The sequence below is a fragment of the Sagittula stellata E-37 genome, assembly GCF_039724765.1.
Lineage (GTDB): Bacteria > Pseudomonadota > Alphaproteobacteria > Rhodobacterales > Rhodobacteraceae > Sagittula > Sagittula stellata.
Genome location: NZ_CP155729.1, coordinates 3,328,100 through 3,347,723 on the forward strand (window position 1 = coordinate 3,328,100; position 19,624 = coordinate 3,347,723).

Genomic DNA, 19,624 nt, shown 5'->3' on the forward strand with positions numbered 1-19,624 from the left:
GTATTTATTGCCCGTCAGTGGCCGATGATCTGGCTCAGGAACTGCTTGGTGCGTTCGCTCTGCGGGTTGTTGAAGAAACGTGTCGGTTCGTTCTGTTCGACGATCTGGCCGTCAGCCATGAAGATCACCCGGTTCGCCACCGCTTGCGCAAAACCCATTTCGTGGGTCACGCAAATCATGGTCATCCCCTCCTCTGCCAGTTCGATCATGGTGTCGAGCACCTCCTTGATCATCTCCGGGTCGAGCGCGGACGTCGGTTCGTCGAACAGCATGATCCGCGGCTTCATGCAAAGCGAGCGGGCGATCGCCACACGCTGCTGCTGACCGCCCGAAAGCTGCCCGGGGTACTTGCCCGCCTGATCGGGGATCTTGACCTTTTCCAGGAAGTGCATCGCCGTCTCGATGGCCTCGCGCTTGGGCGTCTTGCGCACATGAATGGGCGCCAGCGTGCAGTTTTCCAGAATGGTCAGGTGCGGGAAGAGGTTGAAGTGCTGGAAGCACATGCCGACCTCGGACCGGATCTTGTCGATGTTCTTGAGGTCGGACGTCAGCCGCGTGCCGTCCACCACGATGGAGCCTTTCTGGTGTTCCTCCAGCGCGTTGATACAGCGGATCAGCGTGGATTTGCCGGACCCGGAGGGACCGCAGACCACGATCCGCTCGCCGCGGAAGACCGTCAGGTCGATGTCGCGCAGAACATGGAACTGACCGTACCACTTGTTCATGCCGCGGATCTCGATGGCCACCTCGTCCGAGACAGTCATCTTCTTGGCCGCTGGGGCCTCCATTGTCATTTGTTCTGTCATGATGTGTTCCTCAGCGGTGCGAGCGGTCGAGCTTGCGTTCCATGTGGACCGAGTACCGGGACATGCCGAAGCAGAAGATCCAGTAGATCAGTGCGATGGTGAGATAACCTGTGTAGGCGGTCGTGGGCGTGGACCATTCGGGGTCCTTCAGGGTGTTGTTCAGGATGCCCAGAAGGTCGAAGATCGAGATGATCAGCACCAGCGTGGTGTCCTTGAACAGGCCGATGAAGGTGTTCACGATCCCCGGGATCACCGTGGTCAGCGCCTGCGGCATGATGATAAGCCGCATCTGCTGCCAGAAGCTCAGGCCCAGCGACATGCCGCCCTCGTACTGGCCCTTCGGAATGGCCTGAAGACCGCCCCGGATGACCTCTGCCATGTAGGCGGAAGCAAACAGCACCACGCCGATCATGGCGCGCAGCAGCTTGTTGAAGTCGACACCCGGTTCGAGGAAGTAGGGCAGCATCGCGGATGCGAAGAACAGCACCGAAATGAGCGGGATGCCCCGCACCACTTCGATGAAGATCACCGAGCTGTACTTGATGATCGGCGCGTTCGACCGCCGGCCCAGTGCCAGCAGCATCCCCACCGGAAGCGAGATCACGATGCCGAAGATCGCCACCACCAGCGTGATCGTCAGACCGCCCCACTTGTTGGTTTCGACGACTTCGGTGCCAAGCGCCAGATCGATGACCATGGTCACCAGCGGCAGTCCGCCCCAAAGCGCCAGTCCGCCCGCCGCGATCAGCAGCGCGGGCGCGAAGGCCGAGCCGACGTCCCCGAGCTTCCCGGCGTCGGACAACCACCACGCAGCGAAAAACACCGCAGCCAGCACCAGCGGGAACCATGCACCGGCGAATATGTGGCCGAGGTCGCCGTCGTCTTCGACCGGCATCCCGTTCAGCAGGACATAGGCGATGACCGGAAAACCCGTCAGCATGAAGGCCGCCACCTTGCCGCGATGCGGCAGCGGAAAGATCAGCCATGCGATGCCGACCGCAAGGATCAGCATCGACAGCTTCACCCGCCAGACATCCTCCTCAGGGTAAAAGCCGAACATGAACTGATACCATTTGGCCTGGATGAACGGCCAGCAGGCTCCTGTCGGGTTGAGGAAGCAGGTTTCTCGTTTCAGCCCCTCGGGGTCGGCAAAAGTCGCGTTGAAGACGGCGAAGTCCAGCAGCGTCCAAATCATCCACACCAACGAATACGCGGCGAAGACGGTGATCAGGATCATCAGGATCGAGCCAACGGCCTTGCCGGGGCTCGTGAAGTCCGACATCGAAGCGAAGATGTTCCGCCACAACCAGCCGCGCAGACCGACTTCGGTCGGCGGAGCGGGCAGACGGGGCGCTTCGTGGGTGCGGACCCAGTGATCTGTTTCGTGTTCTTGCATCAGATCGTCCCCCTTACCGCTCGACCAGCGCGACGCGGTTGTTGAACCAGTTCATGAAGGCCGACGTCAGCAGCGAGATCGTGAGGTACACGAGGATCACCACCGCGATGATTTCGATCGCGCGGCCCACCTGGTTCAGGATCGTGCCCGCGAAGGCCGCGACCAGTTCCGGGTAGCCGATGGCGGCCGCCAGAGAGCTGTTCTTGGTCAGGTTCAGGTATTGCGAGGTCAACGGCGGCACGATCACCCGGAACGCCTGCGGCAGGACCACCTTGCGCATGGTCAGACCGTCCGGCAGACCCAGCGCGCCCGCGGCCTCGGACTGGCCTTTGGGCACGGCCTGGATACCGGCGCGCACGATCTCGGCGATGAAGGCGGCAGTATAGGTGAAGAGCGCAAGGAAGAGCGCCACGAATTCAGGCGCGATGTAGCTGCCGACGCCCTTCTCGAACCCCTGCCGGAAGATCGGCCCTTCGGTCACGTAGTTCGGCCACTCTATGGTGATCGGACGTCCGGTGATCAGGTAGACCAGCGTCGGAAGAACGACGATCATGCCCAGCGACACGAGGAAGACCGGCGACGGCTGGCCCGTCTTGTCCTGCCTCTTCTTCGCCCACCGGGCATAGGCCCAGGCCCCGATACAGGCGATGATGAAAGCCGCCAGAGTGAAGCCAAAGCCATCCTCGACGATGGGGAACGGCCCGTACATGCCCTTGGCGTCGAACTGTAGCAGGCCGGGAATGAGCGTGGTATAGACCCCGCGTTCCGACGGCGCCACGATCCGCATCACCGCAGTCCAGAAGAAGATCTGGAGCAGCAGGGGCACGTTGCGCAGAAGCTCGACGTAGATGGTCGCAAATCCACGCAGCACGAAGTTGCTGGACAGACGGAAGATCCCCAGCAGGAAGCCCCAGATCGTGGCAAAGAAAATGCCGGCGATCGCCACGATAAGCGTGTTGGCGATGGACAGGAGAAACACGTCGAAAATCGTGCTCTGCCCCGGTTGGTAATCCAGAAGCCACGTCCCGAAGGTCGTCAAGATCTGGATGTCAGACGGCCTGTCGAAAAAGTCGAAGCCGAATTCCTTGTTCTGATCGGCCAAGTTCTGCGCGGCGTTCTGAAGCGCAAGCCAGATCAGCCCGATAATGATGAGGGCAAGTACGCCCTGGAAGAAAAGCGATCGCGCGCGGCTGTCGAAAACCAGTGCCGCAAGACCTGTGCGTTCTTCTGTCCCTTGCTGGCCGTCGCTGTCGGTCACAGATGTCATGGATGTTCCCCGCTTGTTTTATTGGAAAAGGGGCAGAGGCATGCCTCCGCCCCTTTCCGTTCTTGATGGGTCGCGGTTCGGTTCAGGCCGGTCGGTGGACCGGCCGTTCACGTCGTCCGATCAGCGGATCGGCGGGGCGTACATGAAGCCGCCTTTGTTCCACAGGTTGTTTACGCCGCGCTCCAGCTTCAGCGGAGTATCGGGGCCGACGTTGCGATCGTACATCTCGCCATAGTTGCCGACCTGCTTGACCGCCTGGTAGACGAAGTCCGCACCCAGACCCAGCGGCGCGCCGTAGTCGTTGTCGCCAGCGCCGAGGATACGCTGCACGGAGGGGTTTTCGGACTCGAGCATCTCATCGACGTTCTCGGACGTGATGCCGTACTCTTCAGCTTCGATCACGCCGTTGAGCACCCACTTGGCGACCTTCATCCACTGTTCGTCGCCGGCGCGGACGGACGGCCCGAGCGGCTCTTTGGAGATGGTTTCCGGCAGAACGACGTGCGCATCCGGATCCGCCAGCTTCAGACGCTCTGCGGCCACACCCGAACGGTCGGTGGTGAAGACGTCGCAACGGCCTGCGCCATACGCCGCGATCACCTCGTCCGAGTTCTCCAGCGCGACGAGTTCGAAGGACATGTCGTGCTGGGTGAAGTAGTCGGTGATGTTCAGCTCGGTGGTGGTGCCGGTGTTGGTGCAGATGGTCGCGCCATCCAGCTCGAGCGCCGACGTGATGCCCAGACCGGCCGGAACCATCATGCCCTGGCCGTCGTAGTAGTTCACACCGACGAAGGTGATCCCGAGGTCTGTGTCACGGGTGATGGTCCAGGTGGTGTTGCGCGAGAGCACGTCGATCTCGCCTGACGACAGCGCGGTAAAGCGGTCCTTCGCGGAGAGGGAGACGTACTCGACGGCATCCGCATCGCCAAGAACGGCAGCGGCCAGGGCCCTGCAGTAATCGACGTCGATACCCGTCCATTCGCCCGCGTCGTTGGTGGCGGAAAAGCCCGGGAGGCCCTGGCTCACACCGCATTTCAGTGAGCCTGCTGCCTTCACATCGTCGAGCGTGGCAGCGCCGGCTGCACCGGCGGCCATGGCTGCTGCGACAGCGACGGTCATCAGTTTGGTTTTCATGTGGTCCTCGCTTGTTGGATTTTCGATGCATGCCCCGTTAACCGGGGATCGGTTCTTGAAGGTTGTCCTTTGTCCCCGTTTCCGGCTGCCGCACGCCGACATGCCGCAAGGCACAAGGCGACTTGCGACACGGCCCGCGCATGGCGGTTTGGAAGCGGAGTTTCGATCTGCATCAATAAGATCGGTAAACCATTTGACCGCCGGGTGTAAATTGCAACTTGTTTCAGCGCATCCCACGCTAACAGCCGAACGCATCCGGGGAACAAAGAAATCGGCTGCAACCCACTGAGTTAAAATGAGAAACCCAAATTCACGGCAAAGAGCTTGTCATTCCGGCATGTTTTTTGGCGGAAGTATATGATCATTTTTTCAGCACGGAGCCATATTCGCAGAATTTAACAGTGAACTATTAAACCCCATTGCCGTTGCAAATGCAGAAATCGAAACCGCAATGAGACGAACGGATTCGAGCGCCAGAATACCGACGTCAACGGCGCGTTTTCAAACCGCGGATCCAAGCACGGAAACCAGTTGTGCCACAGTCAGTTGCACCGGGTTTCCTTTCATCGAAGAGGACTCCATGGATTCTTTGGCCACCGTCTCCGCGTCGAAAGAGCCGAGGCCGGGAAACGCCGCCCCGTTTGTCAGGGCGCTCAGGAGGTCCGCAGCCGTTTCGCCCGGGTGTGCCATGCCTTCAGATACCATCTCGTCGACCTCGCCGAACCGCTTGGTGTCACGTCCGGCTGCCGCGCAGGCCTGTCGGTTGACCTTTAGAACCTCGGGTAGAAGACGTGCGCAGATCGCCCCGTGCGGCGCCTTGGTATGTCCGCCCAGCACCCCCGCAAGGCCATGCACCGCGCCCAGCCCCGCGTTGGCGAGCGCAATGCCGCTGAGGTGAGCGGCGACCAGCATCGTCTGCCGCGCCTCAAGATCCTCTCCCTTCGACAGGCGGAACAATGCCTTTGCCGCCAGGGGGATGGCTGCGCGGCACAGGGCGTCGGTCTCGGGATTTGCCTTGACGGAAAGGTATGCCTCGATCAGCTGGGTCAGCGCGTCCATGCCTGTGCTCAGCGTGACCGGCCAGGGTGCCCCGTCCGTCAGCTCCGCGTCGAGCACCGCCAGACCCGGCACCATGCGCGGATCGCGGAGGCTGACCTTGCGGCGGTGATCGGGCACGTCGATCACCGCGTTCTTCGTAGCCTCGGCGCCGGTGCCCGCCGTGGTCGGCACGGCGATCAACGGCAAGGGAGGTGCGGCCAGCGGCTGCCCGGCCCCCACGACTTCGAGGTGGTCGAGAACCCCACCCGGCGCGGGCACCAGCGCCGCCAGCGCCTTGCCCAGGTCGATCACCGACCCGCCGCCGATGGCCAAGACGATGCCCGCCCCGCTGTCGCGCAGTTCGGCGATCAGCGTCTCGACATGTGGCAACGACGGTTCGCCAGCGGCGATCACCGGCACGACGGGCCGGCCCGCCGCCATCAATTCGGAAACCAAAGTATCGACCCAAGGGACGGAGCGGCCGCGCACGACGATGACGGCGCCCCTCAGCGGTGTGACGGCTTCGAGAACCGCGCTGCGGCTGCCACGGCCCGAGACGGTTCTCGCCGGGACGGTCAGGCTCAAGACGCGAAGCCGATGGTGGCCTCCACCGCCCTCTTCCAGGCCGCGTAGCTGGCGCTGCGGCGGTCTTCGGGCATGTCGGGTTCAAATCGTTTTTCCGCGCTCCAGCCCTTTGCGAAGCTTTCCATGTCGGGCAGGATGCCCACCGCGGTCCCGGCCAGCCACGCAGCTCCGGTGGCCGTCGTTTCCAGCACCGGAGGCCGCTCCACTGGCGCGTCTATGATGTCGGACAGAAACTGCATGGCATAATCCGAAGCGCTCATGCCGCCGTCGATCCGAAGCGCGGTGTCGCCGCCGCCGGACCAGTCGGCCTGCATCGCCTCAAGCAGGTCGCGCGTCTGGAAACCCACCGATTGCAGGGCGGCGCGGGCAAACTCCTCCGGCCCCGAATTGCGCGTCAGCCCGAACACGGCACCCCGGCACTCGGCGTTCCAGTAGGGCGCGCCCAGACCGGTGAAGGCGGGCACGAGGATGACCTCCTGCGCATCGTCCGCGCGCTCGGCCAGCGGCTGCGTCTCGGCGGCGTTGCGCACGATCTTCAACCCGTCGCGCAGCCACTGCACCACCGCCCCGGCTATGAAGATCGACCCTTCCAGCGCGTAGGTGGGCTTTCCGTCCAGCTGGTAGGCAATGGTCGTCAGAAGGCGGTTGTTCGAGCGGACGGGCTCGTTCCCGGTGTTCAGCAGCGCAAAGCAGCCGGTGCCGTAGGTCGACTTCAGCATCCCCGGCTTGAAACACGCCTGTCCGATGGTCGCGGCCTGCTGATCGCCGGCGATGCCACGGATCGGGATCGGCTGGCCAAACAGGTCGGCGCGGGTCTCGCCGAAGTCGGCGGCACAGTCGCGCACTTCCGGAAGCATGGACATCGGAATGCCCAGCTTGTCGCAGATCGTCTTCGACCAGCGGCCCTTGCGAATGTCGTAAAGCATGGTCCGCGCCGCATTGGTCGCGTCGGTCAGGTGCTCTGCCCCGCCGGTCAGGTGCCAGACCAGCCAGCTATCGACCGTACCGAAGACCAGTTCGCCCGCCTCTGCCCGTTCGCGCGCGCCGTCCACGTTGTCCAGCAGCCAGGCCAGTTTCGTTCCGGAGAAATACGGATCGAGCAGCAGCCCGGTCCGGTCGGTCACCACCTCCTCGAAGCCCTCGGCCTTCAATCCCTTGCAGAACTCGGACGTGCGGCGGTCCTGCCAGACGATGGCGTTGTGGATGGGCTTGCCGGTCTTTCGGTCCCAGACCAGCGTGGTTTCGCGCTGGTTGGTGATGCCTATGGCCGCGATGTCCCCGGCGCGCACCCCGGCCTTCTCCATCACGCCGCGACAGGTAGCGGCTGTCGTCGTCCAGAGGTCGGAGCAGTCATGCTCCACCCAGCCGGACGCGGGGTAGTGCTGTTCGAATTCCTCCTGCGACGTCGCCACGATCTTCAGATCGGTGTCGAAAAGGATCGAGCGCGTGGACGTGGTGCCTTGGTCGATGGCCAGGATGAGGGTCATGGAACCTCGCTGTTCGTTGGGGCGGGTCGGCCGTGGCCTTTCCCGTCATTGCCGCCAGAAGACAGGCCTTGGCCGCGGAAATCAAGGGAGGCGGGCTGGAACGCTTCCCCTCTCCATTCCTGCCGGGTGCGCCTTGACCGCTTTGGCCTCGGAGAACAGACGCACGGGTCGCTCCGGTAGTTTGCAGTTTCGTTGTCCGGGATGGCGCCTGTAAGGCAATGCTGCGCACCGTCCCCAACGACCGGAGCTGACCGGGCCGTCGCCGGGCGTTACAGACTCATGTACATGTAGGTCGTCGGGTGAAGCGCCGCGCCATCGGGATCGGAGGCGAAGTCGGGGATGACGCCGGCCACCTCGAACCCGACCGAAGCATAAAGCGGCTCTGCCCTGTCGCCGGTCCGTGTGTCCAGCGTCACAAGTGTCTTTTGCCTCGCCCGGGCTTCGTCCAGCGCCGCCTGCATGAGCGCACGCCCGATGCCCTGGCGTCTGCTGTCGGGATGCACGATCATCTTGGCGATCTCCGCCCTGTGGGCCTGGTTGGGAGGCATGGCGATCAAGAGCTGGACGGTGCCCACGACATGGCCGCCAACCAGCGCACCGAACAGGACGCGCCCTCCGGCGGTGACGTCAGGGAAGACAGCGGTCTCGAACCAGCGCGCGCCCTCCTCCACCGTGAAAGGCTGCATGAAGCTGATGGCCGCTCCGTCGGTGACGCTGTCCGCCAGCACGCGCCCCAGCGCCCGGGCATACCTGTCCTTTTCCGATATCTTGACGATCTCCAGTGTCACGCGCGTCCTACCTTATGCAAAGGAAGTACCGGGCGCCGTCGCCCCCGGCTTCGAATAGCGTCGCGCCGTACAGCGCGTACCGCAGACAGTCCTTCGGGCGCAGATCGTGCACGTCCTCGCCGACCGTCAATCTCAGGCGCCCGTCGAGCAGCACAAGATGATGTTCCTGTCCCGCCACCGACGGACTGTCGTAAGAGATCCGCGCGGACGGGCGCAGCGTGCCTTCGATCACCTCGAAGCTGAGCGTGCCGGTGCGCGGAGACACGACCCGGCGGGTGAACCCGGCCTCCTCGTCCGTCCAGACCGTCTGCATGTCTCCGCTGATGAGCGGCACGAAGACATCGTCAAGCGGCGCGATCAGTCTGGAGATCGGGACCGCGAAAGCGGTGGCCAGCTTGCCAAGCGTCTCGGCGGTCGGACTGGCCTCGGCTTTCTCGATCCGCGACAGAGTGGCCCGGCTGACGCCCGACCGCGCTTCGAGGTCGTTCAGCGTCATCCCTCGGTCGACCCGAAAGGACCTGAGATGCGAGGCAAGGCTCAACGCGTCGGACTGCACAGAGATTCCCATATTTGGGATTATTCCCAAAATTGGTCACTTCGTCAATTACGATATCGCAGAGCGCGGAAGTCAGGTTCGCCGCCGCGTCAACAAACCGGGCCGCGGTTCCAACCTTCTGGAAGATACGCGGGCAAGAAACCCGCCAACCGGCCCCACCCAGAGCCCGATGCCCGGGAACGGAGGATTTCCTGCCTATTGAACGGGCACGCACGTGGGTGTTCCCTCCAATCGGCCCGCGCCAAAAAAAACCTTCGCGCTGTGGGTTCAGTTATCGCCTCGGTCGGGTAATCTGGGGGGCGCACGGCAGGAAGCCAACGGCGGGACGCGGGTCCCACGGGCAACAGGCCATCTTGCAGCGGTGACACGTGCGCGGCTCGCCCTTTCGGCTCCGGCCTTGCGCCACGCAGCGAAGGCGTGAACGCGCTTTCGGCACCGCATCACAGCGAAGAGGCCGATCAAGGCCGACGATGAAACGAGCCGGTCCCGGCAGGGCCGGCGACAGGGTGCCCGCACAGCACCCTTAAGAGAGGCGAAACCGCACCATGGAAACACTGGCCGAATCCCATCGCGAAACGAACACCTCAGCGGCGGCACCGGCACAGACGGCGTCGCAGGCTGACGCCCGTCACGTCCTGCACCCCTGGGCCGATCTGAGCGGGCTGGGCGAACAGACCTCGCTGATTATCAGCCAGGCGAAGGGCGTGCGCGTCCGCGACAGTGCAGGCAAGACCTACCTCGACGCGATCGGCGGTATGTGGTGCATGACACTGGGCTACGGGCGCGAGGAACTGGCCGAGGCGATGGCCGACCAGGCCCGCCGCATGGCCTACTACACCCCCTTCGGCGATCTTTCTAGCGAACCCGCCGCGCGTCTGGCAGAGCGTCTCTCGCAGCTTGCGCCCGGCGACCTGAACCGCGTGCACTTCACCACCTGCGGTTCCACCGCGGTGGAGTCGGCAATTCGCATCGCCCATTACCATTTCGCGGCGCAGGGCAAGCCCGCAAAGCGGCACGTGCTGTCCCGCATAAATGCCTATCACGGCGGCACCTACCTGACGCAATCGCTGTCGGGCAAGGACGCCGACCGCACGCTCTTCCAGTACGAGGCCGACTTCGTGCATCACCTGTCGAGCCCCGGCCACGATCCCGACCGCTCCAACGTGTCGGCGGCCGAGAAACTTCAGACGCTCCTCGAAGAGATGGAGACAGAGATCCTCAGGATCGGTGCTGACAACATCGCCTGTTTCATCGCCGAACCGATCCTCGCTTCGGGTGGCGTTCTGACGCCGCCGGAGGGCTACCAGAAAGCCACCTTCGAGATGTGTCGGAAACACGACATCCTCTATATCTCGGACGAGGTGGTGACCGGCTTCGGGCGACTGGGTCACTTCTTCGCGTCGGAGGCCCGCTTCGGCATCCAGCCCGACATGATCATCACCGCGAAGGGCCTGACCTCGGGCTACCAGCCGCTTGGCGCCGTCATGATTTCGGACCGGATCACCGACGCGCTGGCCAAAGCCGCACCGAAGGACAAGCCGGTCTTTTCCAACGGGTTCACCTATTCCGGCCACCCCGTCGCCTGCGCCGTGGCACTCGCCAATATCGAAATCATGGAACAGGAAGACATCTGCGGGCATGTCCGGGACGTGGGGCCGTACTTCATCGAGCGCCTGCGCGAACTGCGTGACAACCCCATCGTCTACACGGTGCGTGGCGATCACCTGATGGCCTGCGTCGAATGCTGGACCGGGCAAGACGCAGGGCCCAACGCCGCGAACATGGCCCTTGCCCAGAAGGTCGATGCCTATTGTCAGGACGCCGGTCTTCTGGTGCGCCCCTACGAGAATCTGTGCATCATGTCGCCGCCGCTCATCATCGACCGCACCGACATCGACCGCATCGTCGCGACGCTTTCGGATGCGCTCGCAAAGGCGCAGGCCGACCTCGCCGCGGGCAACATCTGACACAGGCACGGCGCTGTTGCACAAAACGGCTGATGGCCGCAGTTCCCCTTCTCCGGAAACGCTTATCCCGCAGCCACGGTGACCGGGATGGCGATTGCGGTGAAGCGGTTCAGGACCGCCGCGCGAATCCGGACTTCGGCAACCTGGCGGTCGAAGTCCCGCGACATCGGCCGCTGGCCGAGCGGCTTCACGCAGTTCATTCATTGCCCGGCAGGGTGTTTTCTCAGGGAACATCCCGAGAGGGTTCGTCTCGCCCCCGCTCCGCCGGTGGTCCCCGCTCCAGTTCCGCCGGAGCGCACGGCCCAAGAGCTTCGATGTTCGTAGGATTTCGTTGCGTGCGCGGGCCCCTGCCGTGTCCGGCTTCAAGGGCCGGGCATTCCGGCGGGGCGGAGTGAGGGCATGAACGCCATTGGTCCGAGAGAATGCCCGAACGCGGCTGCTCCGCGGGCCGCGATGGCGTCATGGCAGGCACGCGTGTCATATGCGCCGTCGGCCGTCACCTTGGCGATCTCCTCGTTCGCCGGGATCTGGCAGAGCGGGTCGGGCAGCATCGGCGCGTCCACTGCCCGGCAGGCGCATGCGCAGCATGCTGCCGAGAGGGGCCGACAGTGCTGGAGGTGGTCTCGATAGCCCGGATCTCCAATGTTTCCTCGTCGACGGCCCTCTCGGGATCATGCGACGCAACACGCCTCAAACGCCCTTGATTATATGGCTCATCCGAGCACTTCCGATCTCTTCCGGCTTCACTGCAAGAAAGTGTGTCACCTAACACGCGCCTCCGTCACCACGAGATCAACATGGTTGCTGATCTCGCGGCATCGCATGAGAGCCAATGATCGCTCAGCAGTCCTTAAGGAAATCTAAACCTCTTTTCGGCCGCCACATCCCGCGAAACCGAGGCGAGAAAACTGAAGGTTCGCCCGCATGTAACCAGCTTTGGTATCGTGGCCATCCTTGCCCTCACTGTACCAGTTGACTGACCAGGCGCGGATTTCGGCCTCCCCGAAAACCAGTATCTTTTCTGTATCGGAAGGTTAGCCATGAAATGGCGGAGACGAAGGGATTCGAACCCTCGAGACGGTTTCCCGCCTACTCCCTTAGCAGGGGAGCGCCTTCGACCACTCGGCCACGTCTCCGTCGACGCGTATAGCCAAGCAAACATAGGAATTACAAGGTGAAACTGCCTTCTGAGCGAGAAAACTTCCTTACATCGAAAACCGCATCAAGTGGCACCGAGCGGCACCAAGTTTGGGCAAGATCTGTGTTAGGTGACACACATTCTTGCAGTGAAGCCGGAAGAGCCCCGAAGAGATCGGTAGTGACCGGATAGGCCTTAGGGTCAGGACTCGTTCTCTCTCAAAGCCAGAAGATCACGGTCGCAGCGAGTGCGATCGCTGAGAAGAAGGTCTTTGGGCATCGGTCATAACGGGTCGCCACCCGTCTCCAATCCTTGAGCCTGCCGAACATGATCTCGATCCGGTTGCGACGCTTGTACCTGCGCTTGTCGTACGGGACGGGCGTCTTCCGTTTCGTCCGGCCCGGGATGCAAGGGCGTATCTTCTTGTCTTGCAAGGCTTCTCTGAACCAGTCGGCATCGTAGCCGCGATCTCCGAGCAGCCATTTCACGTCTGGCAGCCCGCCGACCAGCGCACGCGCCCCGATGTAGTCGCTGACGGGGCCGGCAGTCAGGAACAGGTCGATGGGCCGGCCATGGCTGTCGCAGACGGCGTGCAACTTCGTGTTCATGCCTCCCTTCGTCCGGCCAATCAGCCGTCCACGCCCCCCTTTTTCACGCCCAGGCTGGACGCCGTGCGATGGGCCTTCAGATGAGTTGCGTCGATCATCACGGTCGTCTCCTCACCATGCTCGCCCGCCAGCCCAGCCATGATCCGGGCGAAGACGCCTCTATCGCTCCACCGCTTCCAGCGGTTGTAGAGTGTCTTGTGCGGGCCGTATTCCCTTGGCGCATCTCGCCACCGCAATCCATTGCGATTGATAAAGATAATACCGCTCAGAACGCGCCGGTCATCAACCCGGGGCTTGCCGTGCGACTTGGGGAAGTAAGGCTCCAGACGCGCCATCTGCGCATCGCTCAACCAGTAGAGATCAGACATGTTCACCGCTCGTTTTCGAACGGTGAATCACGCTCGCTCAACCAAATCAATGGGTCCTGAACCTAGGCCCGGGCATGAGATAGGGATAGCAGTTTCCTGCTATCGGTGGCGATTTTCTGCGTGGCCGGCATGGAAACTATTGGAAGCAGAATAAAAAATGCCGCCGACAAGGTGGGAGGGCTGGATATTCTTGCCAGCCGAATTGAGGGGATGTCGCGTCGATCTTTGTCCGACTATGTGAATGGAAAAACTGATCCCAAGGTCTCTTTGATTGAGAAAATCGCGAGGGAAACATGCGTTCCGGTCGGTTGGCTGGTGACTGGCGAGGGCAACATGGTCCAAGCTCAAAGTCAGACGAACGGTCCCGACCGGGGAGTAGATTGGGTGATCAACGGACCGGAGGGCGCGGTCGAGGTCCAGGCCAAACGCTACCAGGCAAGTCAATCTCGTGCCGAAATCGACATCGATCGCCTGGAACGCGCCATTCTGACGATTGAACGCGGGATCGAGGACTTGGAAGTTCGCCCCACGAGTTCTGAAAAGGCCGAGTTGATCGCCGCCGCCTACCAGATGTACCAGGCTCCGACCGCCAACACCGACCAGCTCATCCTGAGGATGGTGAAAGGTTCATAAATCACAAACGCGCAAGCATGCCGGACCTGGGCAGAAGTCAATTCGGGGCTGCAGCAAGATATACTTGGAAAACCTCGCCATAGCCGGTCTTCTGAGCCAAGCGCGTCTGACAGCCGAGGTCAGCCCTTACACGACATTCGCGTCTCGCGCAGACGAGATCAGGTGCTGGAAACAAGGGCGGAGAGCTGCTGTTCGCCGCGAATTGCATGAACGTCCGCGATCCGCAGGAAGCGGACGAGGCGCTACTCGCCAGTAATACTGTCGAACTGCTCAAAAACGCTTAACCGAGACGCCCCCGTTACCGAATTCGTGAGCCTAGAATGTGACCCACATCACCTTGGCAAACTGCGATGCCGTCGGGAAGGGGTATCAACTACGTCATTTCTCAATGAAAATCGGGCTACTTCTCGGGTTAGTTCTAGGCGGAAATAAAAAAATCAGCGAAGTGCTTACGGTCCATGCAACTCTTACGGAATTTCGTGTTAGTGTTCTAGGCAGGCAATTGATCGAATCACTCCTGATCGGGCGGCCATCCGAAAAGCCGTTTCAGCGACGTTCGCATTTTTTATGGCCAGAGACAGTAAGTGTTTCGGCCTTAGCGCAAATGTAAGTTTGGGACGGTGTGCATATATAAGTAGCGACGGCACGACAGAAGAAAACGCATAAATCAACCCCGGATATGGAAATGAAACGAACGGTATTTTTGCTTTCCTATTGCAGCTTAGCCTTGGGCCATTCGGTTCTGGCTGACGAAAATCGGCCCGTTGATCACATGTATTCGCAATGTGTACAAAACGGCGGCACATACTCCGGAGGCACCTGCTCCTACGACAACGGGTATTCGGGAGATGGTACAAGCAGTGGTGGAAGCGGGCTGGGGACTTTAATCGTTGTAGGCATCGCCGCCTTGCTTTTATGCGGTGCGATGGAGTGCTTCGATGACAAGGAAGAGGCTAAATGAACTCTCTTCTACATGGCGCGGTGATTGTTGGGCTTTCTTGCGGGATCGGTACGTCGGTCTGGGCACAGTCCAGCCCAGAGGTCCGCATGGAGAACGCACGCCAGTACTACGAGGCCTGTCTGGCCTCGGGAGACTGCCAATCGGGAAGTGCGAACCGAGACAACGTGTTTGACCCGGCGGGACGAATCCTCGAAGACGCCTTCACAAGCTATCTCAACGGTATCTTCTCAATCCCAGGTCAGGCGTCCACCCGTATCGACACGCGGTCCGTCTGGGACATTCCCGATCCGATCTGGGCCGCGACCCTTGATCCGGGTTCGAAATTCTGGGGAATGGGAGAAGGGACGGACCCCAATGCCCTTGCTTCCGAAATAGTGACTTGGATGAAAGCGATTGGTTGGCAACCGTTTGGCGGCGTCGTGCGGCGTACTAGGGGGCGCTATGCCTACTCGGCTGGCTCCCTGCCGCCCGAAATGCAGACGAATGTCCAAGAGGGCTACAAGGACTTCACCCCCCAACCACCCCAAGATCTGGAATGGCTGGACGGAACCGATTTCCTTGGTGCGGTCTGGATGACCGAATATGCTTTGGACCAAGCAAGGCTGGATTGGCGCAACTCAGGTTTGCAGCTTGGCGCGTACCAGTCGAATGGTCAGCCATTTCGTCTGAATGTCAGTCCCTACGACAATGCAGATGTCCTAGCCGACCTGCCCGCTGGCCGACATGCCCTCGAAGAAATGCACTGTGAATCAGGCTCTCCCGATGTCGTTTGGTGCCAAGTCGTGATGCGCGGTCCTTACGGCGGATTTTATATCGGCTGGACGCGCGCAGCCGCATACAGATGACCGGCCGGGTGGGCCGGCGCAAAGGGATGACGCTGGCTGATTGACCCTCTGGACCGGGCTCTTGTTGCGCCCCGGCATGATTGCGTCGAGGTCATGTGTCTTTGCGCCTTTCAATTCGAACGGCGCGATGATCTCGTTTGATTTTTCGGAGAAATGGCCAAGGGGGAGATCGACGCTCCCCCGCAGTATGCTTTTCTCACTCGCAACCGTGTAGTTCGATCCGGATGCAGGACCGGTATATCCAAGGACGCCTTCGACGATCTTGGTTGAAAACTGGCCGTGCAGAGCAGTCTCTTTGAGACCGCCGATGCGCCCGTCCTCGATCATGTCGCGCCATTCCTGAAGGTGCTTCAGGTGCGTTTCCGGGATCTCCACGTCCTTCGCATGGCGCGCAATTGTCTTCGGATTGAACAGGGGCATGCAAACAGTACTTCCAAATTTCCGGCATCCTGTCGCCAGTTAGATTAGATGCAAGCATGAACTTCCAAGGCGGAAAGTGGCCGTTCGAAGCTTTTCACTTTTGATGGAGTGTCGACGGTTTGTGCCCACCGTACGATTGGAGGGCGCGCGCGCGTGTACGAAGTGCTGAGCGCATTCCGTACGGCGCAATCATAATATTTCTATGCCAGCTGCAGCTCTTTCCGGCGTCGGGGGGGGGAGGCAAGAAGGTCCGTTGAACCGGCTTCGGACCTTCGCTGCGTCCTGCATGGAGGTCGGCTCTGCGCCGGGACCGGTCAGCTGCTGCGCCTGGCGTGAAGGTCGGCTCTGGGCCAGGCGCGTCAGGCGCTGCCGTCGGGATGACCCTGAGAGGTGTGTCTACTTTCTGCGCTTCGCTGACATGCGCGCACGGCGCACCGTGCTTTCGTTTTCCGTCCACCTTGGCAACTCTCCTCGCTGGCGCGGCCGAGAACGAGTAAGGGGGGCGCGCGTCTGGAAGCTCCGCCCCACCTGACCAGGCTTCAGTGAGACCCCTGGCGTGCAGGGTGGCTGACCCAAAAATCGTTTGCACGTTCGGAAAACGGAATGTGACCGTCTCAGCCCTCTCAAGGCCCTGAGGAAAAAAGATTTTCCCGAACATGCAAATGGCAACCGCAACATGCAACTCGATTTGCATGTTCCGATGAACCTACAGGCGCTTCATTTTTCTGCAGATCCCCCGCAGTCCCTATGTTTTCTTGGCGTTTCTTGCTGAGGGTTCATTGACGCCTCCGAAGCCTGGCAGCGCTGGGATGGCTCTTCCAAGGGCGGTTTTCGGGCTTACTGCATGACACCCATCACAAGCCCGACCAGAGCCGCGATCTGGGCTGGAGCGCCTTATTTCTAAGGCCTATCCGGTCACTTCCGATCTCTTCGGTGCTCTTCCGGCTTCACTGCAAGAATGTGTGTCACCTAACAATAGGCGACGCAACGCACTCCATCGTCCGCATCGTCCCAGAGTTCCAGAAGTCTGGACCCGATCACTTGGGCAATGCTCCGTGGGTCGTTCGTCGGCAGGGCGATTTGATCGAGGAATGGCTTCAGCCAGAGTGACGTTTCCTTGCGCTCCCACTCGAACTGCGTCGTTTCTCCGTCGATGCTGACGTATCGGTAATTCCCCTCCAGCATTGCGCCGAGGGCGGCAGAATACGCATCCTGCGAAAGCATGCCCGCATTGCGCGCGATCTACAGCGCAACCTGACTCCAGGCCGTTGAGACACCATCAATGCCGGCGATAAGCCGGAGAGCAGTATCATCGGCCAGCAAGGTCCAACTTCTCTCCTTGGCGACGACCAACGTATCTACGACCCATGGGCCAACATCTTCGAATACGGCTTCGAAATCCGGATGAAGAGTGGTGCCTTCTTCTGGCATGGCGATTGGCAGGCCTCTTGCAATCTCGAGGGTTTGTCTGAGGTTCGAGATGAGGAGATCGGAGGCTTCCTGGGACATTTCGACTATGCGCGTCCCGTGCTCGTCCGCGACAAGGCTGCCTCGGTGTCCCGCCCCTCCTATTGCATCCACTCTAGCTTGGTAGGCCTCGTGCAGCAGATCGATGCTGGTCTGGGTGATGTGCAGATCCGGACAGGCTTAAAGGAGGCTGTCTACAAATCCGAGGGTCTGGGCGCCGTATAGGGTGACGGGATCGACGATCAGGCCAGGCGTAGCCAGAACCGATTGTGTCGCCGCATTTCTCTCGGCGGCGGTACCGAGGGCCATCTTGATCTTGATGTTGCCATGGTGCCGAAGGAAATCCCAGAAATCGAAGACCGTGCCTCCACCGGCGGCGGCCAACAACGCTATGGGGGCTTTCCCTGAAGCGTAGGCCTCCTCGATGCGCTTGACCTGCTCTGCGCGCTCCTTGGCGCTTTCGAAGATGGGCCGAAAACTGCCTTCCAGATCATTCTCATCGATCCGCAGCAGCAGGTCTGGCAGCAGGGGGCTGTCGCCCTGGTCTGGCATCAGGGGGGAGGCTCGAGGTGAACTCGACCGCGCGTATGCCGCCGGTTTCCGTGTCCATGGCGATGTGAACCTTGCGCCATTGCCTCCGGCGGGAGGAGCGATGCTTCCGGGCCGGCCATGCGCCATCGCCACCGAACGTCACCCCCGTGCTGTCCGCTGCCCGGCCGTGCATCGCGCGGTGATGTCACGAGAGGGGATAAGCAGGTTCAAGGGCTTGCCCGAGCGGCGACAGGGGATCTGACCCCGATCCGCGCTTGCCGTCGGCACAGCGCCGAACAGTCCGGAGCCCGCCGGTCGCGCCCAGCCATCCGGATCGGGCTCTCGACCGGCCCGACCGTCTGCAGAAGCGGAAGGCCGAACAGGCCGGGGCTCCGCCCGTTCAGGGCTGAAACGATCCCCCGGATCGTTGCCGAGACGCCCCTCACCCTCCAGCGTCAGGCAGGTTTGGATCGCGGCGTCCGAGAACGTCTCGGGCCGCCCCCGTTTACCGGTCTTTCCGGCGTGCCGGACCGTGTCGGGATCAAACCAGACCGAGAGCGAACCCCGCCGGCGCAGCGCAGTGTTTTATTCGGACCAGTCCGTCGTACGATAGCGGGTGGGAGAGGGCCTCGGCATGACACCGATCCAACGCACTGGATTCCTATAGTGAATCCTCATCACTGATATGTTCAACAAGCCCCGCCAACTGTGCCAATACGGGCATAAGACCCCGTGCAGCGGATCACGTGATCGAACCATGACCCGCCGGGGTCTGTGTACGACGCATGAGAGATATCGAGCCATCCGATAGCCGGGTACTGAGCCTCCGCCCAAATTGCCTGCCCGTAGACCCCCTCCATGATCAACGTATCGATGACGCAGTAAACGCCAGACGATCCAATGTGGATCCCTTTTGTGTTCTCGGTGCGTAGGGTCCTGATCGTGACGCGCCTGCCGGTGACGTCCACCGCGTGACTATAGGACGCCTGATCCGCTACATCGGTCAGACTGCCTTCGACCGCAACTTCTTCCAGATCGTAACCGCTGCCCGGGATACTCACGCCGGTCGCAAAATGCGTGCCCCGCAGTTTTATGACGCCGCCCGTTTGTGCGTTGGCCTTCGCCAGTATGACCTCTGCCCGGTTGTCCTCAGCGCGTTTTGGTTTGCCCTGTTTTCCAGGCGCCCATCACCTCCCTGAGATTCGAACATTAGTCCCGTCGGCGCTGTCACCGCTGATACGGTGCCGGTGCCGCCGCCGGACGCGGTGAAGGTCTCCGTCGCAGTAATCGTGCCCGAGACGTCCTAGAGAACCAGCTGTCCCTTGATGTTATGGCTCGGCGCCGGTGACGTATGACCGACAGTTGCCGTCGCGCCGCCCGAGAAGGTTACCGTCTCATCCCTCACGGGCACACCAACCGGTCCCGACACTTCCACGATATGGTATGGCTGGTTTTCCAGCTTCGCCACGATATTGGTGTTTTTGTGGGACATAAACCGCATGACCCCAATGGAAGCATGTCCGTCTTCGCAGTTCAGATACACCCTCGACGCTTGGCAACCGTCCCGTCCTGCGTCTGTCTGCTCCACCGCGCGCCTTGACCAAAAAATCGTTTGCACGTTCGGAAAAC

At 61.4% G+C, this 19,624-nt stretch carries 15 protein-coding genes, 1 tRNA gene and 2 pseudogenes; 4 read left to right on the top strand and 14 right to left on the bottom strand.

All coding sequences use genetic code 11. The annotated features are described in order from the left end of the window. Positions 1–14: 14 nt before the first annotated feature. From ABFK29_RS15770 to ABFK29_RS15805, 8 genes are all read right to left on the bottom strand, one after another. The gene (locus tag ABFK29_RS15770) at positions 15–764 is read right to left on the bottom strand and encodes an amino acid ABC transporter ATP-binding protein (protein WP_040604982.1); all 750 of its coding nucleotides are present in this window, start codon (positions 762–764) and stop codon (positions 15–17) included. Between the two features lie 52 nt (positions 765–816). Then, complete coding sequence (locus ABFK29_RS15775; RefSeq protein WP_005862080.1) at positions 817–2,202, bottom strand: amino acid ABC transporter permease; 1,386 nt, start codon at positions 2,200–2,202, stop codon at positions 817–819. 13 nt (positions 2,203–2,215) lie between these two features. Next, complete coding sequence (locus tag ABFK29_RS15780) at positions 2,216–3,469, bottom strand: amino acid ABC transporter permease (RefSeq protein ID WP_005862082.1); 1,254 nt, start codon at positions 3,467–3,469, stop codon at positions 2,216–2,218. 120 nt (positions 3,470–3,589) lie between these two features. Then, a complete protein-coding gene (locus ABFK29_RS15785; RefSeq protein ID WP_005862084.1) occupies positions 3,590–4,603 on the bottom strand; it encodes an amino acid ABC transporter substrate-binding protein in 1,014 nt (337 codons plus the stop codon). Positions 4,604–5,104: 501 nt separating this feature from the next. Further along, positions 5,105–6,226: an iron-containing alcohol dehydrogenase gene (locus tag ABFK29_RS15790; protein ID WP_040604968.1), complete on the bottom strand. Its 1,122-nt coding sequence runs from the start codon at positions 6,224–6,226 to the stop codon at positions 5,105–5,107. Continuing rightward, positions 6,223–7,713 carry a glycerol kinase GlpK gene (gene glpK / locus ABFK29_RS15795; RefSeq protein ID WP_005862088.1) on the bottom strand — a complete coding sequence of 497 codons (1,491 nt, stop codon included), beginning with the start codon at positions 7,711–7,713 and terminating at the stop codon, positions 6,223–6,225. The genes ABFK29_RS15790 and glpK overlap by 4 nt, the downstream gene beginning before the upstream one ends. Before the next feature lie 269 nt (positions 7,714–7,982). Further along, entirely contained in the window at positions 7,983–8,501 is a 519-nt protein-coding gene (locus ABFK29_RS15800; RefSeq protein ID WP_005862090.1) for a GNAT family N-acetyltransferase, read from the bottom strand. Positions 8,502–8,508: 7 nt separating this feature from the next. Further along, positions 8,509–8,997, bottom strand: coding sequence for a helix-turn-helix domain-containing protein (locus ABFK29_RS15805; RefSeq protein ID WP_005862092.1), 489 nt, complete (start codon positions 8,995–8,997; stop codon positions 8,509–8,511). Between the two features lie 605 nt (positions 8,998–9,602). On the opposite strand from ABFK29_RS15805, the gene ABFK29_RS15810 reads away from it, so the two are divergent. Beyond that, complete coding sequence (locus tag ABFK29_RS15810; RefSeq protein WP_005862094.1) at positions 9,603–11,024, top strand: aminotransferase; 1,422 nt, start codon at positions 9,603–9,605, stop codon at positions 11,022–11,024. 62 nt (positions 11,025–11,086) lie between these two features. On the opposite strand, the pseudogene ABFK29_RS15815 reads toward ABFK29_RS15810, so the two are convergent. The 3 genes and pseudogenes from ABFK29_RS15815 to ABFK29_RS15825 all read right to left on the bottom strand — a co-directional run. Next, positions 11,087–11,682: pseudogene (locus tag ABFK29_RS15815) on the bottom strand (hypothetical protein); the annotation flags it as partial. Positions 11,683–12,070: 388 nt separating this feature from the next. Continuing rightward, positions 12,071–12,160: transfer RNA gene (locus ABFK29_RS15820), tRNA-Ser, on the bottom strand. Positions 12,161–12,380: 220 nt separating this feature from the next. Next, positions 12,381–13,138, bottom strand: a protein-coding gene (locus ABFK29_RS15825) for an IS5 family transposase (RefSeq protein ID WP_085983406.1) whose coding sequence is annotated in 2 segments (ribosomal slippage) — positions 12,381–12,817 and positions 12,817–13,138 — 759 coding nt in all. Because the reading frame shifts where the segments join, the coding sequence is not laid out codon by codon here. Between the two features lie 129 nt (positions 13,139–13,267). Between ABFK29_RS15825 and ABFK29_RS15830 the strand changes: the two genes are divergently transcribed. The 3 genes from ABFK29_RS15830 to ABFK29_RS15840 all read left to right on the top strand — a co-directional run bounded on the left by ABFK29_RS15830 (position 13,268) and on the right by ABFK29_RS15840 (position 15,577). Further along, positions 13,268–13,771 carry a helix-turn-helix domain-containing protein gene (locus ABFK29_RS15830; RefSeq protein ID WP_005862098.1) on the top strand — a complete coding sequence of 168 codons (504 nt, stop codon included), beginning with the start codon at positions 13,268–13,270 and terminating at the stop codon, positions 13,769–13,771. Positions 13,772–14,456: 685 nt separating this feature from the next. Next, positions 14,457–14,732, top strand: a complete 276-nt coding sequence (locus tag ABFK29_RS15835; RefSeq protein WP_157136577.1) for a hypothetical protein — start codon at positions 14,457–14,459, stop codon at positions 14,730–14,732. After that, positions 14,729–15,577 (top strand): hypothetical protein, encoded by an 849-nt coding sequence (locus ABFK29_RS15840; RefSeq protein ID WP_157136578.1) that lies wholly within the window; start codon positions 14,729–14,731, stop codon positions 15,575–15,577. Before ABFK29_RS15835 ends, ABFK29_RS15840 begins: the two co-directional genes overlap by 4 nt. A gap of 1,389 nt (positions 15,578–16,966) precedes the next feature. On the opposite strand, the gene ABFK29_RS15845 is transcribed toward ABFK29_RS15840, so the two are convergent. The 3 genes and pseudogenes from ABFK29_RS15845 to ABFK29_RS15855 all read right to left on the bottom strand — a co-directional run. Then, a complete protein-coding gene (locus ABFK29_RS15845) occupies positions 16,967–17,221 on the bottom strand; it encodes a hypothetical protein (protein WP_005862102.1) in 255 nt (84 codons plus the stop codon). Positions 17,222–17,239: 18 nt separating this feature from the next. After that, complete coding sequence (locus tag ABFK29_RS15850) at positions 17,240–17,632, bottom strand: PIN domain-containing protein (RefSeq protein WP_332306612.1); 393 nt, start codon at positions 17,630–17,632, stop codon at positions 17,240–17,242. A gap of 309 nt (positions 17,633–17,941) precedes the next feature. Continuing rightward, positions 17,942–18,571 (bottom strand): annotated as a pseudogene (locus ABFK29_RS15855) (transposase); the annotation flags it as partial. Between the last annotated feature and the right edge of the window lie 1,053 nt (positions 18,572–19,624).